Annotated in this window: 16 protein-coding genes; 11 read left to right on the top strand and 5 right to left on the bottom strand. The window is 60.4% G+C overall.

The genetic code is table 11. The features are described 5' to 3' along the window. The 8 genes from rfaH to ssuE all read left to right on the top strand — a co-directional run bounded on the left by rfaH (nt 1) and on the right by ssuE (nt 8,774). A complete protein-coding gene (gene rfaH / locus QRN38_RS04600) occupies nt 1-513 on the top strand; it encodes a transcription/translation regulatory transformer protein RfaH (protein WP_005760598.1) in 513 nt (170 codons plus the stop codon). Between the two features lie 88 nt (nt 514-601). Further along, nucleotides 602-1,603 (top strand): glycosyltransferase, encoded by a 1,002-nt coding sequence (locus tag QRN38_RS04595; RefSeq protein ID WP_005760596.1) that lies wholly within the window; start codon nt 602-604, stop codon nt 1,601-1,603. Beyond that, nucleotides 1,600-2,838: a glycosyltransferase family 4 protein gene (locus QRN38_RS04590; RefSeq protein WP_057418982.1), complete on the top strand. Its 1,239-nt coding sequence runs from the start codon at nt 1,600-1,602 to the stop codon at nt 2,836-2,838. The genes QRN38_RS04595 and QRN38_RS04590 overlap by 4 nt, the downstream gene beginning before the upstream one ends. A gap of 75 nt (nt 2,839-2,913) precedes the next feature. Beyond that, a complete protein-coding gene (locus QRN38_RS04585; RefSeq protein WP_057418981.1) occupies nt 2,914-4,023 on the top strand; it encodes a glycosyltransferase family 4 protein in 1,110 nt (369 codons plus the stop codon). 70 nt (nt 4,024-4,093) lie between these two features. Next, nucleotides 4,094-5,323 carry a glycosyltransferase family 4 protein gene (locus QRN38_RS04580; RefSeq protein ID WP_057418980.1) on the top strand — a complete coding sequence of 410 codons (1,230 nt, stop codon included), beginning with the start codon at nt 4,094-4,096 and terminating at the stop codon, nt 5,321-5,323. Nucleotides 5,324-5,335: 12 nt separating this feature from the next. Continuing rightward, nucleotides 5,336-6,745: an undecaprenyl-phosphate glucose phosphotransferase gene (locus QRN38_RS04575; RefSeq protein WP_057418979.1), complete on the top strand. Its 1,410-nt coding sequence runs from the start codon at nt 5,336-5,338 to the stop codon at nt 6,743-6,745. Between the two features lie 105 nt (nt 6,746-6,850). Next, a complete protein-coding gene (locus tag QRN38_RS04570; protein WP_057418978.1) occupies nt 6,851-7,945 on the top strand; it encodes a polysaccharide biosynthesis/export family protein in 1,095 nt (364 codons plus the stop codon). Nucleotides 7,946-8,192: 247 nt separating this feature from the next. Continuing rightward, on the top strand, nt 8,193-8,774 hold the full coding sequence (ssuE, locus tag QRN38_RS04565) for an NADPH-dependent FMN reductase (protein ID WP_005740505.1): 582 nt from the start codon (nt 8,193-8,195) through the stop codon (nt 8,772-8,774). A 10-nt stretch (nt 8,775-8,784) separates the two neighbouring features. On the opposite strand, the gene QRN38_RS04560 is transcribed toward ssuE, so the two are convergent. The 3 genes from QRN38_RS04560 to QRN38_RS04550 form a co-directional block, all read right to left on the bottom strand. Continuing rightward, on the bottom strand, nt 8,785-9,393 hold the full coding sequence (locus QRN38_RS04560; RefSeq protein ID WP_057418977.1) for a LysE family translocator: 609 nt from the start codon (nt 9,391-9,393) through the stop codon (nt 8,785-8,787). Nucleotides 9,394-9,516: 123 nt separating this feature from the next. Beyond that, nucleotides 9,517-9,792, bottom strand: coding sequence for a lipoprotein (locus QRN38_RS04555; RefSeq protein WP_005771197.1), 276 nt, complete (start codon nt 9,790-9,792; stop codon nt 9,517-9,519). A gap of 88 nt (nt 9,793-9,880) precedes the next feature. After that, on the bottom strand, nt 9,881-10,771 hold the full coding sequence (locus QRN38_RS04550) for a LysR family transcriptional regulator (RefSeq protein ID WP_057418987.1): 891 nt from the start codon (nt 10,769-10,771) through the stop codon (nt 9,881-9,883). Between the two features lie 129 nt (nt 10,772-10,900). Here QRN38_RS04550 and QRN38_RS04545 point away from each other — a divergent pair, with 129 nt between their 5' ends. From QRN38_RS04545 to QRN38_RS04535, 3 genes are all read left to right on the top strand, one after another. Then, nucleotides 10,901-11,602 (top strand): CoA transferase subunit A, encoded by a 702-nt coding sequence (locus tag QRN38_RS04545; protein ID WP_057418976.1) that lies wholly within the window; start codon nt 10,901-10,903, stop codon nt 11,600-11,602. Between the two features lie 45 nt (nt 11,603-11,647). Further along, nucleotides 11,648-12,304, top strand: a complete 657-nt coding sequence (locus QRN38_RS04540) for a CoA transferase subunit B (protein WP_005771194.1) — start codon at nt 11,648-11,650, stop codon at nt 12,302-12,304. Nucleotides 12,305-12,756: 452 nt separating this feature from the next. Then, entirely contained in the window at nt 12,757-14,175 is a 1,419-nt protein-coding gene (locus QRN38_RS04535; RefSeq protein WP_057417050.1) for a short-chain fatty acid transporter, read from the top strand. 2 nt (nt 14,176-14,177) lie between these two features. Here QRN38_RS04535 and QRN38_RS04530 read toward each other — a convergent pair whose 3' ends face one another. Both QRN38_RS04530 and QRN38_RS04525 read right to left on the bottom strand, forming a co-directional pair. Continuing rightward, nucleotides 14,178-14,507, bottom strand: coding sequence for an antibiotic biosynthesis monooxygenase family protein (locus QRN38_RS04530; protein ID WP_024665987.1), 330 nt, complete (start codon nt 14,505-14,507; stop codon nt 14,178-14,180). Continuing rightward, nucleotides 14,504-15,238 carry a CTP synthase C-terminal region-related (seleno)protein gene (locus QRN38_RS04525; protein ID WP_057418975.1) on the bottom strand — a complete coding sequence of 245 codons (735 nt, stop codon included), beginning with the start codon at nt 15,236-15,238 and terminating at the stop codon, nt 14,504-14,506. Before QRN38_RS04525 ends, QRN38_RS04530 begins: the two co-directional genes overlap by 4 nt. Nucleotides 15,239-15,344: the final 106 nt, after the last annotated feature.

Raw genomic sequence — 15,344 nt, 5'->3', positions numbered from 1 at the left:
ATGTACCTCTCCGACCAGGATGCTCGCTGGTATCTGATCCAGACCAAACCGCGCCAGGAAGCCCGTGCCGAAGAGCATTTGCGACGCCAGGACTTCGAATGTTTCCGCCCCCTGCGGGCCGCGGCAAAAAAAATCGCTGCCAAGGCCCAGGTCGAAGAGGCGCTGTTCCCCGGCTATCTGTTCATTCACATGGATCAGGTGCACGACAACTGGTATCCGATCCGCTCCACCCGTGGCGTTTCACGCATCGTGACCTTTGGCGGTCATCCGGTGCCGGTTCGCGACCACCTGATCGAGCAGATTCGCCAACGCCTCTGCACGCCCGCGCCCGCCCTGCGTTTCACTCAGGGAGATCAGGTCATGATTACCACCGGCAGTTGGTGTGACGTGGAGGCCATTTTCCTGACCACTGACGGCACCGAGCGCGCCGTGATTCTGCTCAACATGTTGCAACGCCAGCAGAAAGTGGTGCTGCCCATCAGCAGCCTGTCGCGCATCGAGGCCACTGCGTAAGGCTTGCAGCATCAGCAGCAACCTGCCCGCCGACGCATGACCGACATCCTGCACCGGCGGCCCGTTTCACTCGCATCGGAAGCGCACAATGCCCCGCCAGACCACCCTGGTGACGCTCACCTATGGTGACCGTTTCGACTATCTGCACACATTGATCAGCCGCTCGCTCGACAGTCCGCTGATCAGCCGCGTCATCATTGTCAGCAACGCTTCTGTCGCGCCGTTACAGGCGCTGTGCGACGAGTGGCCCGGGCAGGTTCAAGTAATCTGGCTGCCCGACAACACCGGCTCGGCCAATGGCTACGCGACAGGCATAGACGCTGCGCTGCAAGCTGGCGCCGAGTACATCTGGCTGATGGACGATGACAACGCACCGGCCCACAATGCCATCGAGGTGCTGCATCAAGCCTTGCACAAACGGGAGCAGATTGACGGTGAAGGCAGCACTGCGGTGCTCGGTTTTCGCCCCAGTCATCAAGCCGACATCGCTGCGGGTGTCCCGCTGCGTTACGCGATTCAGCGTCGATCGAGCTTTTTCGGCTTTCACATCGCCCAGTTGCCTTACAAAATCTGGCGACGCCTGCCCTGGGGACAACCCCAGGCCAACCCGCCCATGCCGGAAATGGTCCAGCTGCCTTTCGCAACCTATGGCGGGTTGCTGGCCCATTGCAGCCTGTACCGAAAAATCGGCCTGCCGCTGGATGCCCTCAAGCTGTACGCCGATGACACCGAATACACCTGGCGCATCACCGACGGTGGCGCAAAGATATTTCTGGTGACCGGAGCGCCACTGGACGATCTGGAAGACTCATGGAACATCAAGGCGCGCAGCCGCAATGTCTATGAAAGTTATCTGTTGGGCGGCTCGGACCTGCGCGCCTTTTACGCGGCGCGCAATCAGGCCTGGTTCGACAAACACGTCTGGGCACGTTCGACGCTGAGCTACCGGTTCAATCGCCTGGTTTTTTTCTGCCTGTTGCGGCTGTATGCATGGCGCTGCGACGCCGGACCGCGACTGCGATTGCTCAACAACGCCATTCGTGAGGGCGAAGCCCGCGTGCTGGGCCTGCACAAGGCTTACCCGCTATGAAAATCCTGTTCATCAGCAGCCTTTACGCACCCGACATCGGCGGCGGTGCAGAGATCATTCTGCAGCGCACCGTCGAAGGCTTGCAGCAACGTGGCTACAGCATCGCGGTGCTGGCCACAACCGATCGGCCCGGCCTGCAGTTGGCAGAGGTCAATCGGGTCAAGGTCTATCGGGCCGGTCTGCTCAACCAATACTGGCACTTCATGCCCCAGCGTCCGGGACGTCTGGCACGGTTTGCCTGGCACTGGCGCGATCGCTACAACGGCGGCATGCGCGATTACGTACGCCAGGTGATTGAACTGGAACAGCCAGAGCTGGTGGTGTGCCACAACCTGACGGGCTGGTCGGTGTCGGCATGGGACGAGATCACCCGCGCCAACCGCCCTGTCGTTCAGGTCCTGCACGACCTTTACCTGCTATGTCTGAGCAGTACCATGTTCAAGAAGGGTCAAAGTTGCCAGCGTCAATGCTCGCTGTGCACGCAGTTTCGCAAGCACCATGCGCAACAGTCAGAGCAGGTCAGTACCGTGGTGGGCGTCAGCCGATTCATGCTCGACACCTTGCAGGCACAGGGCTATTTCAAGGGCGCGCGCGGTTATGTGGTGCACAACGCCAGCCCGTTCACCCCACCGCACGCCGGGCAGACCAAAGCAGCCGACGATACGGCACCGCTGCGCTTCGGCTACCTGGGCACGCTGTCGGAAAACAAGGGCGTCGGCTGGCTGATCAATCAGTTCCAGCACCTGCCATTCAAGGCCACCTTGCAGATTGCCGGTCGCGGCCAATCGAATGACGAGAAAAGGTTCAGGGCCATGGCGACCTCACCCGACATCAGTTTCGTCGGCTTCCAGAAGCCCGAAAACTTCTACCAACACATAGACGTGGCCATCGTCCCGTCGATGTGGAACGAACCGTTCGGCCTGGTGGCCGTCGAGGCCTGCGCGCATTCCCGCCCGGTCATCGCCAGCCGCATGGGCGGGCTGCCGGAAATCATTCAGGACCAGCTCAACGGCCTGTTGTGCAGCCCCGATGACCCCGACTCACTAGGGCTGGCGATGCTCAAGCTGCACCAGCAACCCGAACTGCTGGCACGCCTGGGCAGCCAGGCACGCAACAGCGTGGCTTCGCTGTTGAACCTGGACCTGATGCTGGACCAGTACGAAAGTATTTTTGCCCAGACGCTGCAGGACCGCAGCACCTGGCATGGCGAACGCGTGCAGTTGGACCCCGGTTGATGCGTTCACGGTCATAAACGCCTGACAAGACAGCCCCATTCCAGCCAAATCACCCTCACGAGCAGGATGCTTGAGATGATTTTTATCAATTCGCGGTTTCTCACCCAGGATGTCAGCGGTGTTCAGCGCTATGCAGAACAGATGTGCAGAGCGCTGCAACGATTACGCAACGACCTGATCTTCGTCGCCCCGCGCAACATCAGGTTGCACGACTGTGCCAAAACGCTGGACGTGCAACACATCGGGCATGCCACCGGCCACCTGTGGGAACAGGTCGATCTGCCGCTGCACCTAAAGCGCAAGGGCAACCCGCTGCTGGTGTCCATCAGCAATACCGGGCCGATGTTCTACGCCAATCAGATCGCGACTCATCACGACATCAACTATGTGCGCTACCCGCAAAGCTACACCCGGCTGTTCCGGCTGGCTTATCGGACCATCACCCCGATTCTGCTGTCGCGGGCCAGAACGCTGATTACCGGCAGCAGTTTCTCTCGCGGAGAAATCGCGTCGTTCTACGGCTACGCCGAAGACAAGGTGTTGGTCCTGCCGGCTGCGGTCAGTGATGACTTCACGCCGCGTGCGGTGCATCGCGACCAGCCGGACTACTTGCTGGCGGTGTCCTCGCCCGCTGCGCACAAGAATTTTAACCGGATGATTCAGGCTTTTCTGAGCCTGCGCGGCCACGCTGATCTGCAACTGCACATCGTCGGCGCAGCGAGCAGCCTGTTTGCCGACCCGAACCTGCAACGCCTGGCCTGTCGCGATCCACGAATCCGCTTTCTCGGTCGGCTCAGTGATGCCGAACTGATCGAGCAGTATCAGGGCGCCAGCGCATTTGTCTTCCCTTCGCTGTACGAAGGCTTCGGCATTCCGCCGCTGGAAGCCCAGGCGTGCGGCTGCCCGGTGCTGGCGGCCAATGCTGCCTCGATCCCAGAGGTCCTGCAAGCCAGCGCGCTGTATTTCGACCCGCTGGACGTCAGCCATATGGCCGCCGCGATGCATCGCGTACTCAGCGACGCACCGTTGCGTCAGGCATTGCGTCGGCAAGGCCTGAAGAACGTGCAGCGCTTTTCCTGGGAGATTTCCGCACAGCGTCTTTCCCAGCGTATCGATGCGCTGCTGGAGCCTGCCGTGCAAGGCAAACACCATGTCGCCCCCGAATCGTCCCCAGGCAAACCCTGAAACAACAGCAACGCCAGGACGCGCACTGCCGCGTCTGCAGTAGAGCGGGCCATTACCGCAAGGAACTTCCATGAGAATTGCTATCGTCCACGACTGGCTGGTGAGCTACGCCGGCGCCGAGCGCGTGCTTGCTTCGCTGATCAACGTCTGGCCACAGGCTGATCTGTTTTCAGTCATCGACTTTCTCAGCGATCAGGACCGCGCCCACCTGCGCGGCAAGGTGGCCCGAACAACGTTCATCCAGAAACTGCCCGGTGCCCGCAAACACTATTCTCGCTACCTGCCGCTGATGCCGCTGGCCATCGAACAACTGGACCTGTCCGGCTATGACCTGATCATCAGCAGCAGCCATGCCGTGGCCAAAGGCGTGCTCAGCGGCCCGGACCAACTGCATATCAGCTATGTGAATTCGCCCATCCGCTATGCCTGGGACTTGCAGCACCAGTACCTGCGCGAGTCCGGGCTGGACAAGGGAATCAAGAGCAGCCTGGCGCGCCTGGTCCTGCACTACATGCGCCTCTGGGATCAGCGCACTGCGGCGGGGGTAGATGCATTCATCGCCAATTCGGCGTTCATCGGTGCGCGCATCAACAAGGCGTATCGCCGGGATTCGACGGTCATCTACCCGCCCGTGGACACACTGGCCTTCACCCCGCTGGGTGCCCGGCAGGACTTCTATCTCAGCGCCTCGCGCATGGTGCCTTACAAACGCATGCCGATGATCGTCGAAGCCTTCGCTGCCATGCCCGACAAACGTCTGATCATGATCGGTGACGGGCCGGACCTCACCAAGGCGCAGGCCATTGCGCGTCTGGCACCCAATGTCACGCTGCTGGGTTTCCAGCCAGCCGCTGTCCTGCTGGAACACATGCGCAGCGCCAAAGCCTTTGTCTTTGCTGCTGAGGAAGACTTCGGCATCAGCCCGGTTGAAGCGCAGGCCTGCGGTACGCCGGTGATCGCGTTTGGCAAGGGCGGCGTGCTGGAGACGGTGCTCGGCCTGGATCACATGCACCCGACCGGCGTGCTCTACCGACAGCAGAACGTAGCGTCGCTGACCGCCGCCATCGGTGAATTCGAAGCGGCGCAATCACGCATCACACCACAGGCCTGTCGATCCAATGCAGAGCGCTTCTCGGTCGCGCGCTTCGAGCAGGAGATAAAGGCGTTCGTCGAAAACCGCCTGAGCACTGCGCAGTTGGTTTATCTCGCGCGCCTGCCTCAACAGCACTGGAGCGCTCAACAGGCGCTGGTTGCCAGCAGCGAACTGCCTGGCCGTGTTGTTCCCATAAAAACCGTCTGAGCGAACAACACAATGCGCACCTCCGTCCGCGGCATCCTGCATGCCCATCAGTCAGCGCTGTCGCTCGCCCATCGCCTGCTGGACTTGACCGTCATTGTTCTGATCGGACATTGGCAGTCCGGGCTGACGGCCATCGACAGCACCGAAGCCTGGTTCCACATCATCCTTGCGGTGCTGGTGTTTCACTGGGTCAGCGAGTATCACCAGTTGTATGGCTCATGGCGTGGCGAGCGCATTTTGCGCGAGCTGACCAAAGTCTTCAGTTACTGGGCCATGACCTTCGTCACGCTGCAATCGCTGAACTACCTGCTGATCAACCGGATACAACTGCCCGATAACGGACAGTTGCGCTGGTTCGTGCTGGTTCTTGCGGTGCTGTGCGGCTATCGGCTGCTGATCCGTCTGACGCTGCATAAACTGCGTCGGCACGGCTTCAATACCCGGCGGGTCGCGATTGTCGGCACCGGCCAGGTGGGTGAGCGTCTGGCCCGGTCCATTTCCCTGGCGCCGTGGATGGGGCTGAACCTGCTGGGTTTTTACGATTCGCATCCGCAACAGATGAACCTGCAGGGCGAGAAACGTCGCCTGCCGGTGCTGGGTGATCTGGATCAGTTGATCGAGGACGCCCGGGAAGGCCGGATCGACAAGGTGTACATCACCCTCGCCTTCAGCGCCGATGCGCAATTGAGCGAGCTGATTACCGGCCTGAGCGACACCACCGCATCGGTTTACCTGATCCCGGACGTGTTCATGTTCGACCTGCTGCATGCCCGCAGCGAGAGCATCAATGGCCTGGCCAGCATCAGCATCTTCGACTCGCCCATGGACGGCGCATGGAGCCTGGCCAAACGCGCCGAAGACATTCTGCTGTCCAGCCTGATCCTGCTGCTCATCGCCGTGCCACTGCTGCTGATCGCCACCGCCATCAAACTGACGTCGCCGGGCCCGGTGCTGTTTCGTCAGCGCCGTTACGGGCTGGACGGCCGCTCGATCATGGTCTGGAAGTTTCGCAGCATGATCGTGCAGGAGACGGCCGAAGGCGTGCGCCAGGCAACGCGCAACGACATTCGCGTGACGCCGCTAGGGGCTTTCTTGCGGCGCACCTCGCTGGATGAACTGCCGCAGTTCTTCAACGTGCTGCATGGCGAGATGTCCATCGTCGGCCCGCGCCCGCACGCCGTTGCGCACAACGAACAGTACCGCAAGCAGGTGAGCGGCTACATGTTGCGCCACAAGGTCAAACCCGGCATCACCGGCTGGGCACAAATCAATGGCTGGCGTGGCGAAACCGACACGCTGGACAAGATGCGCATGCGTGTCGAATTCGATCTGGAATACATCGAGCACTGGTCGATCTGGCTGGACCTGAAAATCATTCTGCTGACGCTGCTCAAGGGTTTCGTCAACAAAAACGCTTTCTGACGCATTCGCTGGCTGAGCAGAACGCGCCGAGCCCCTCCTTACCCAGCACTGCCTACACAGCCCCCCAAAGAAAGACAGGAGCAATGCCATGAAAGGAAACACCCTATGAAGCTGACGTTAGCGGCCTTGTTGCTCACCGCTCTGACCCTGCAAGGCTGTGCGTTTGCACCGGGCCAGCACATGACACCGGACGACGTTACCAGCAGCGAGCCCGATGAACCCAAAGCGCAATTGGTCGAGGTGACCCCCAAAAGCCTCCAGCAACAGCAGCAACGCGCTACCGCAGAAGCCAGGGCACTGCCACAGGAATTGCTCGACTACAAAACCCCGGAATACGTGATCGGCGCGGGCGACACCTTGCTGGTCACCGTCTTCGAGCACCCGGAACTGACCGCGCCGGGCTCTCAGGACCAACTGGATGCCAATACCCGGGAAGTGTTGAACGACGGCACGCTGTATTTTCCGTATGTCGGCCGAATTCGCGCCGGTGGCAGGACAGTCGGCGAGGTTCGCGAGCAATTGCGCATGGGCCTGGCACCGCAATACACCGAGGTTAAAGTCGACGTCAAAGTATTGCGCTACAACAGCCAGCGGATACTGCTGTCCGGCTCGTTCAAGGTGCCCGGCCCGCAACCGGTCACCAACATTCCGCTGAGCCTGGTGCAGGCGGTGAGCGTCGCAGGCGTTGACCTGACCGATGCAAACCTGGCAGGGCTGACCCTGCGCCGCGACGGCCGGGATTACCTGATCGACATCGACGCGCTGAACCGCAAGGACTCGAAACTGAGCAGGATTTTCCTCAAGGATGGCGATTACCTGCACCTCAACAGCAACTCCAGAAACAAGATCTACGTGCTGGGCGAAGTGCGCAATCCGCAGGTCATTTCTTTCGGCACCACCCGCCTGACGCTGCTCGAAGCCCTCGGAAACTCTGGCGGGCTCAGCCCCGACAGCGCAGACGGCAATGCGGTGTACGTGATACGCGGCGCGGAAAACTTCGCCGCTGCGACATCCACATCGACCGTTTACCACCTCAATGCCAAAAAACCCACGGCCTACCTGTTGGCGGGACAGTTTGAGCTCAAGGCACAGGATGTCGTGTTCGTCGGCCCGGCCGATATCACCCGCTGGAGCCGATTCATCAGCCAGCTACTCGGCTCGGCCAGCGTGGTGCAGACCGGCGCGGCGTTCCGCAACTGATCAGACTGCAGTTGCACGCCCTCCCTGCGACCCCGGTTGCGGGGATTTTTTTGCCTGCGCACACCGCCATACTGTTGCTGGATCAACAGCCAATCAACAGTTATCAGGCCGATGCGTCAGTGCGCGCAGCCCGCAGTCATTGCGCTGACAACCCCAAGCCCCCGCGCCTTGGGGTTATCGGGACGTTTGCATCGGGCTGGCACACAAGCTGCTTTGCAGAGGGACGCTTATCGCAAGGAATTCCCGCATGCTCGTTGTTTCACTTTCAGGCAGTCCGTCCCCCAAATCACGTTCAGGTGTGGTGCTGGCTCATGCTGGCCGCTGGTTGCAGGAGCACGGGGTTGAAGTCACCACATTGCGCATCCGCGACTTCAATGCCGAAGACCTGCTCTTCGCCCGCTTCGACAGCCCGCAGGTACTGGAGTTTGTCGAAGCCGTCAGGCAGGCCGATGGTGTGTTGATCGGCACGCCGGTCTACAAAGCGTCATTTTCCGGGGCATTGAAAACCCTGCTCGACCTGCTACCGGAGCGCGCCCTGCACGGCAAAGTGGTCTTGCCATTGGCCACCGGTGGCAGTATCGCGCACATGCTGGCTGTGGATTACGCGCTCAAGCCGGTGCTTTCGGCGCTCAAGTCCCAGGAAGTGCTGCACGGCATCTTCGCCATCGATACGCAGATCAGCTATGGCGACAACGAAGAAGGTGGCACGCTGGACGAGATTCTCACCGAGCGGCTGCATGAGGGGCTGGAACATTTCTACCACGGCCTGCAACGCCGATTGCAGGCGCGTCACAAGCAGGCAGGCGGGCATCTGCAACTGGCGCTGTAATGCCTTGGGCTTAATGCTCGACAAACAACGGATAGAGCGATGCGACCAGCAGCGCAGCCATCACGCCGTTGAAAATACGCAGGCCCAGCGGATCGCGCAGAACGTTGCGCAACAAACTGCCAAAACCGGCCCAGATGCCTACGCTGGGCAGGTTGATCAACGCAAACACCGCCGAGATCACCACCACGTTGTAGAAGTAACCCTGCATCGGGGTGTACGTGCTGATTGCACCGATCGCCATGATCCAGGCCTTGGGGTTGACCCACTGAAAAAGCGCCGCGCTCATGAAACTGAACGGCTTGCCCTGGCTGTCAGTGTTCTCGGCAGCAGGGCCTGACGTGGCGATTTTCCAGGCCAGGTACAGCAGATAGGCCGCGCCCACATAGCGCATAACCGTATAGAGAATCGGCCACGCCTTGAACACGCTGCCCAGACCAAAACCGACAGCCAGTACCAATATGAAAAAACCGATGCTGATGCCAAGCATGTGCGGGAGGGTTCGGCTGAAACCGAAATTGACGCCGGAGGCCAGCAGCATCATGTTGTTCGGCCCGGGCGTCACCGATGTGACGAAGGCAAACAACGCAAAAGCGAGAAGCAAATCGAAAGAGAGCACCATAAAGCCTGTCCGCAGCAATGAGTCAGATGCTCACCCTAGCGGAGGCGTTACAAGAAACACACGGACAGTTGTCTGATAATTCTTGCCATACAGTTTTAGGAAACAGAAGTTTCAAGCAGACTGTTAACCCCGTGGAGACGGCTCCATAACGCTCACATCGACGCTGGTTTCGCCGTTGTCATCGAACTCACGCACTTGCTGGATCTGCGGGTCTGCCAGCAATTGCGCCTTGCGTGCCTGATACTCTTCAAACGACAGGCCGCGACGATTCAGGTCTTCAAGCGCCAGTTGATGGCTTTCTTCAGCGCTGAATGCACGTTGTTCGACAGCGTGATGCGTGGAGCAACCGGAGACCAGCGCAACAGTAAATATCAGGACAAGCGCAAGCATACGGTTCATCTGGGGCCTCCGGGCGGGCTTCATTGCAGGAATGGAGCAAGGTTACGCCCGCCCCTGGCGCAGCAAAAATCATCCGCCGTGATAGTGCCTATCGACTTTCCCGAGCGTTTTCGATCAATACGTCGCGCAAAGTCTGCGCAGCGGCGGACAATGTGTGATTGGCGAGCATCATCAGCCCGATACGACGCTCGATGTGCGGTTCTACCAGTGCGATGCAACAGGCCCCGAGTTCCTGCATCTGCCCGATGCACAGCGACGGCACCGCGCTGACGCCCAAGCCATTAGCGACCATGCGCCCGATGGTCGACAACTGATGGCTTTCAAACGCCACCGCCAGCTTGCCATGCAGGGGCTCGACGGCCTGCTCCAGCAGCAAGCGCACGGCTGACGGCCGTTGTAACGCAATAAAGTCCTCGCGCAACAGCGCCGCCCAGGACACCTCGCCAAGTTCGGCCAGTGGCGAATCCCTGGCGACCACCGCCACGAAGCGGTCCGTATAGAACGGTGTAAACAGCAAGGCGCTGCTGGACTCCGGCTCGAAACCGATCCCCAGCTCAACGCGACGGTGACGCACCATCTCCAGTACTTGCTCGTTGATCACGTCATGCACCGCGACATTGACCCTCGGGTAACGCCCGCGAAAAACCTTCAGTGCGGCAGGCAGCAGGTTGCCGGCGAACGATGGCATGGCAGCGATCGAAACCCGGCCCATTTGCAGGGTGAAGCGCTGGCGCAGCAGCTCTTCGGTGTTGTCCCAGTCGGCCAATAGCTGGCGCGCCAACGGCAGCAGGGTTTCGCCTTCAGGCGTCAGGCCGACGTTGCGCGTGGTGCGCGTCAACAGTTGCCCGCCGAGATCCTCCTCCAGGCCCTTGATGGTCAGGCTCAGCGCAGGCTGCGACAGGTTCAGCCGCTCCCCGGCCTGGGCAAAGCTCAAATGCTGCGCCACAGCCAGAAAGGCGCGAAGTTGTTTGATGTTCATATATTTGCTTTTCTTATCAATCAATATGAAAAACAAAATTAACAAATCAGTCTCATCAGGAGAAGATGCACATCAAGCCATCCTCCGGCGGCGCGACTGCCGGTCAACAACTATAAAAGGCGGACCATCATGGCTGGACTCGACAAACGAGTAGCGACCTACGAAGAAGCCCTCTCCGGGCTCACCGACAACATGACGGTGCTCTGCGGCGGCTTTGGCCTGTGCGGCATTCCTGAAAACCTGATAGCGCAGATCAAGCGCATGGGCATCAAGGGCCTGACCGTCGTTTCCAACAATTGCGGTGTCGACGGTTTCGGGCTGGGCATCCTGCTGGAGGACCGACAGATCCGCAAAATGATTTCATCCTATGTCGGTGAAAACGCCTTGTTCGAAAAACAGTTGCTCAGCGGCGAGCTGCAAGTCGAGCTCACCCCGCAAGGCACACTGGCTGAAAAACTGCGCGCAGGTGGCGCGGGCATTCCTGCGTTCTATACCGCCACCGGCTACGGAACACCGGTGGCCGAGGGCAAGGAAACTCGCCAGTTCAATGGCCGCAACGTCATTCTGGAAGAGGCCATCACTGGCGACTTTGCGCTCATCAAGGGCTGGAAAGCCGACCATTTCGGCAACGTGATCTATCGTCATACCGCACAGAACTTCAATCCGGTAGTAGCCACCGCTGGACGGATAACCGTGGTCGAGGTCGAAGAAATCGTCGAGCCGGGCGTATTGCTGCCTACCGAGATCCACACGCCAGGCATTTACGTCGACCGCGTGATTCAGGGCACCTTCGAGAAGCGCATCGAACAGCGCACCGTCAGAAAATCCTGATGACCGAGCCTGTTCAGGCCTATAACAACAAAGAGATTTCAGACCATGGCACTTTCCCGCGAACAAATGGCTCAACGCGTCGCCCGTGAACTCAAGGACGGTTATTACGTAAACCTCGGCATCGGCATCCCGACGCTGGTGGCCAACTATGTGCCGGACGACATCGACGTCATGCTGCAATCGGAAAACGGCCTCTTGGGCATGGGCGCGTTTCCCACCGAAGAAACCATTGATGCGGACATGATCAACGCGGGCAAGCAGACGGTGACTGCGCGCCTCGGTGCGTCGATTTTCTCGTCTGCCGAGTCGTTTGCCATGATTCGCGGCGGCCATGTGGACCTGACGGTGCTGGGTGCTTTCGAGGTGGACGTCGAGGGCAATATTGCCTCCTGGATGATCCCCGGCAAGTTGATCAAGGGCATGGGCGGCGCGATGGACCTGGTGGCCGGTGCCGACAATATCATCGTGACCATGACCCATGCATCCAAGGACGGCGAATCCAAACTGCTGCCCCGCTGCAGCCTGCCACTGACTGGCGCGGGCTGCATCCGCAAGGTGCTGACTGACCTTGCGTATCTGCAAATCGAAAACGGCGCCTTCATCCTCCGCGAACGCGCACCGGGGGTCAGCGTGGAAGAAATCGTGGCCAAAACCGCCGGCAAGCTGATCGTGCCGGATGACGTGATCGAGATGATTTTCTGATCCATACACCTGTCGCTCACAGCTCCAGCGCTCAGCGTTACACACCAATCTGGATGAGTCCAAAACACGGGCTTCTGCCCGAAGGGCGTGGGAGCGGACCGGGCGACGCTTCGCTTGTTCGCGAAAGGGCCGGTACATTCTCCAAATTTCATTGTCTGGACCACAGTCTTCGCGAACAAGTTCGCTCCCACGCCCTTCGGCCAGAATCAAGAACGGATTTATGTATAACGCTCAACACTACGCACAATTTCGCTTTTGATTCTGGCCGGAGGCCGTGGGAGTGGACTTGTCCACGAAAGGGTCGGCGCAGCGCCTGAAAAAGGGTGCGTCTGCACCAACGTCTTCATGAGCAATGCGCATCGCCGACCCGGTCGCTCCCACAGGGATCGCTATACCTAGTGTGCCTACGCGCCGGTAAACCCCAATAATAACGACAAAAAGAGGTGCCTCTGATGGCCGCCAACATTGAAGAAAGCCGCTCCGCCCGATTTGCCTTGCGGTGTGCCGCCTGGGCTGAGCGCTGGTTTCCGGATTCATGGGTATTCGCCGCGCTGGCGGTGGTCATCGTCACGCTGGCGACGTTCGCCATCGGTGCGCGTCCGACCGACGCCGCCAAGGCCTTCGGAGACGGTTTCTGGAGCCTGATTCCGTTCACCATGCAGATGGCCTTCGTGGTCATCGGTGGTTACGTGGTCGCCAGCTCACCGCCCGCAGTACGCCTGATCGACCGTCTGGCACGGGTGCCGCGCAACGGCCGCTCGGCGGTGGCCTGGGTGGCGCTGATTTCCATGCTGGCCTCGCTGCTCAACTGGGGGCTGTCACTGGTGTTCGGCGGTTTGCTGGTGCGTGCGCTCGCCCGCCGCACCGACCTGCGTATGGACTACCGCGCAGCCGGTGCCGCCGCCTATCTGGGGCTTGGCGCGGTATGGGCGCTGGGGCTGTCATCGTCCGCTGCACAGTTGCAGGCCAACCCGGCCAGCCTGCCGCCATCGATTCTGGCGATCACCGGTGTAATTCCGTTCACTGAAACCATCTTTCTCTGGCAGTCCGGAGTCATGCTCGCAGCGCTGCTCGTCATCTCGCTGATCGTCGCCTATGCCACGGCGCCCGGCCCCAACAGCGCCCGCGACGCCAAGGCCTGCGGCATCGACCCGGCGTTCAATCTGCCGCCGCTGCCCGCCAGAACCCGGCCAGGCGAATGGCTGGAATACAGCCCGCTGCTGATTATCCTGATGGTTGTGCTGGGGGTTGGCTGGCTGTTCAACGAGTTTTCCAACAAGCCTGCAATCACTGCGATATCGGGGCTCAATACCTACAACTTTCTGTTCATCATGCTCGGTGCGCTATTGCACTGGCGGCCGCGCAGTTTTCTCGATGCCGTGGCGCGGGCCGTGCCGACCACCACCGGCGTGCTGATTCAGTTTCCGCTGTACGGCTCGATCGCCGCCTTGCTGACCACGGTTAAGGGCGCTGATGCCCAGACCCTGGCGCATTACATTTCGACGTTCTTCACCAGCATTGCTTCCCACGACACCTACGCGATTCTGATGGGCGTCTATTCGGCGATTCTGGGGTTCTTCATTCCCTCGGGTGGCGGCAAGTGGATCATCGAAGCCCCTTACGTGATGCAGGTGGCCAATGATCTGCAGTATCACCTCGGCTGGGCAGTGCAGATCTACAACGCAGCCGAAGCCTTGCCCAACCTGATCAACCCGTTCTACATGCTGCCGCTGCTGGGCGTGCTGGGCCTGAAGGCGCGGGACCTGATCGGCTTTTCGTTCGTGCAGTTGCTGGTCCATGCGCCGCTGGTGCTGTTTCTGCTCTGGGCGCTGGGCACCACGCTGACGTATACGCCGCCGATCATGCCCTGACGTTAAAGGGCGTTGAACGAATAATCGCGCTCCACCTTGCAGACCCGCGTGACAAAGGCCTGATACCAGCGCGCGCGGCCCTGCTCGCGGACCGCGGCGTGCTCGGCCTGCTGCTTCCAGGCCAGGATCGCTGCCTCGTCGGTCCAGTAGGAAACGGTCACACCCAGTCCATCGTCGCCCCGCGCCGACTCCACACCCAGGAAGCCCGGTTGCTGACGGGCCAGTTCGACCATCCGCTGTGCGGCCGTTGCGTACGCCTGCCCCTCGTCAGGCATACGCAACGAGGTGAACACCACCGCGAAGTAAGGCGTGGGGAAACGTGCCGCAATCACGATTCGTCACCCGCTGCAGAGGCGATGCAGGCGCGCAGAAAAGCATCGACCACCGGTGGAATTCTGCCCATCAGCGCAGCACGTTCCGGCTGGAACAGGGTGGCGACGAAGAACGGATGCCCCTGCAACTCCATGCAGCGTACATCACGTTCCGGGCCTCGTCCGCTGACCTTCAACGCCGTGCCGAACAGCGCTGATTCCAGCTCGCTGCGCAGGCCATAGCGGCAATGGTAGCGCTCTTCGATATCCAGCGTGCCGTAGGCCTGAGCGATCAGTGTGTCGGGTTGCAGATGAATCGGTGCCAGGGCATCGACCAACGAGCAACTGAGCGGCGCAATGATCACGTTTGCCGCCTCCGGCGCCGTTTCACCATGCTCGGCGTCCGCCCAGCCCAGGCAGTTTCTTGCGTACTCAACCAACGCATGCTGAAAACCGCCGCACGTCCCCAGAAACGGCACCAGCCGCTCGCGGGCAAAACGGATCGCCGTCAGCGCGCCCTGCATGTCGCGGTACGGGCTGGCGGGTACGCACCACACACCGTCGAACTGGCCGAGACGCGCGCCGTCACCGATCTGCGGCGTCGGCAACCATGTGATGGCGACCTGAGCCTGTAGTGCGTCGGCGGCCATCTGCAACGCCAACGGGATCGCCTGATGCGCAGGCACTTGGGCGATGAAATCCCCTACCAGCCCGATCTGCAATGTTCTGACCGCTTTGTCTGCTACGCCCATACCCTGCTCCCCATCCGGTTTTGTGCAATCGGAACGGACTATAAACAGGCAAAAGCGCAATCAGAATGGGCGGTCCGGCAAGACGCTGCATGCAGCGCTGCACGGT

It is taken from the genome of Pseudomonas sp. CFBP2511, from assembly GCF_030209255.1.
GTDB classification, from domain to species: Bacteria; Pseudomonadota; Gammaproteobacteria; order Pseudomonadales; family Pseudomonadaceae; genus Aquipseudomonas; species Aquipseudomonas avellanae.
The sequence above is the reverse complement of the archived record's forward strand: the minus strand, read 5'-3'. Positions and strand labels throughout refer to the sequence as shown.

Excerpts from the sequence above, each read along its gene's own strand:
- rfaH (WP_005760598.1), top strand. The coding sequence starts at position 1 with ATGTACCTCTCCGACCAGGATGCTCGCTGGTATCTGATCCAGACCAAA.
- QRN38_RS04595 (WP_005760596.1), top strand. The coding sequence starts at position 602 with ATGCCCCGCCAGACCACCCTGGTGACGCTCACCTATGGTGACCGTTTC.
- QRN38_RS04590 (WP_057418982.1), top strand. The coding sequence starts at position 1,600 with ATGAAAATCCTGTTCATCAGCAGCCTTTACGCACCCGACATCGGCGGC.
- QRN38_RS04585 (WP_057418981.1), top strand. The coding sequence starts at position 2,914 with ATGATTTTTATCAATTCGCGGTTTCTCACCCAGGATGTCAGCGGTGTT.
- QRN38_RS04580 (WP_057418980.1), top strand. The coding sequence starts at position 4,094 with ATGAGAATTGCTATCGTCCACGACTGGCTGGTGAGCTACGCCGGCGCC.
- QRN38_RS04575 (WP_057418979.1), top strand. The coding sequence starts at position 5,336 with ATGCGCACCTCCGTCCGCGGCATCCTGCATGCCCATCAGTCAGCGCTG.
- QRN38_RS04570 (WP_057418978.1), top strand. The coding sequence starts at position 6,851 with ATGAAGCTGACGTTAGCGGCCTTGTTGCTCACCGCTCTGACCCTGCAA.
- ssuE (WP_005740505.1), top strand. The coding sequence starts at position 8,193 with ATGCTCGTTGTTTCACTTTCAGGCAGTCCGTCCCCCAAATCACGTTCA.
- QRN38_RS04560 (WP_057418977.1), bottom strand. The coding sequence starts at position 9,393 with ATGGTGCTCTCTTTCGATTTGCTTCTCGCTTTTGCGTTGTTTGCCTTC.
- QRN38_RS04555 (WP_005771197.1), bottom strand. The coding sequence starts at position 9,792 with ATGAACCGTATGCTTGCGCTTGTCCTGATATTTACTGTTGCGCTGGTC.
- QRN38_RS04550 (WP_057418987.1), bottom strand. The coding sequence starts at position 10,771 with ATGAACATCAAACAACTTCGCGCCTTTCTGGCTGTGGCGCAGCATTTG.
- QRN38_RS04545 (WP_057418976.1), top strand. The coding sequence starts at position 10,901 with ATGGCTGGACTCGACAAACGAGTAGCGACCTACGAAGAAGCCCTCTCC.
- QRN38_RS04540 (WP_005771194.1), top strand. The coding sequence starts at position 11,648 with ATGGCACTTTCCCGCGAACAAATGGCTCAACGCGTCGCCCGTGAACTC.
- QRN38_RS04535 (WP_057417050.1), top strand. The coding sequence starts at position 12,757 with ATGGCCGCCAACATTGAAGAAAGCCGCTCCGCCCGATTTGCCTTGCGG.
- QRN38_RS04525 (WP_057418975.1), bottom strand. The coding sequence starts at position 15,238 with ATGGGCGTAGCAGACAAAGCGGTCAGAACATTGCAGATCGGGCTGGTA.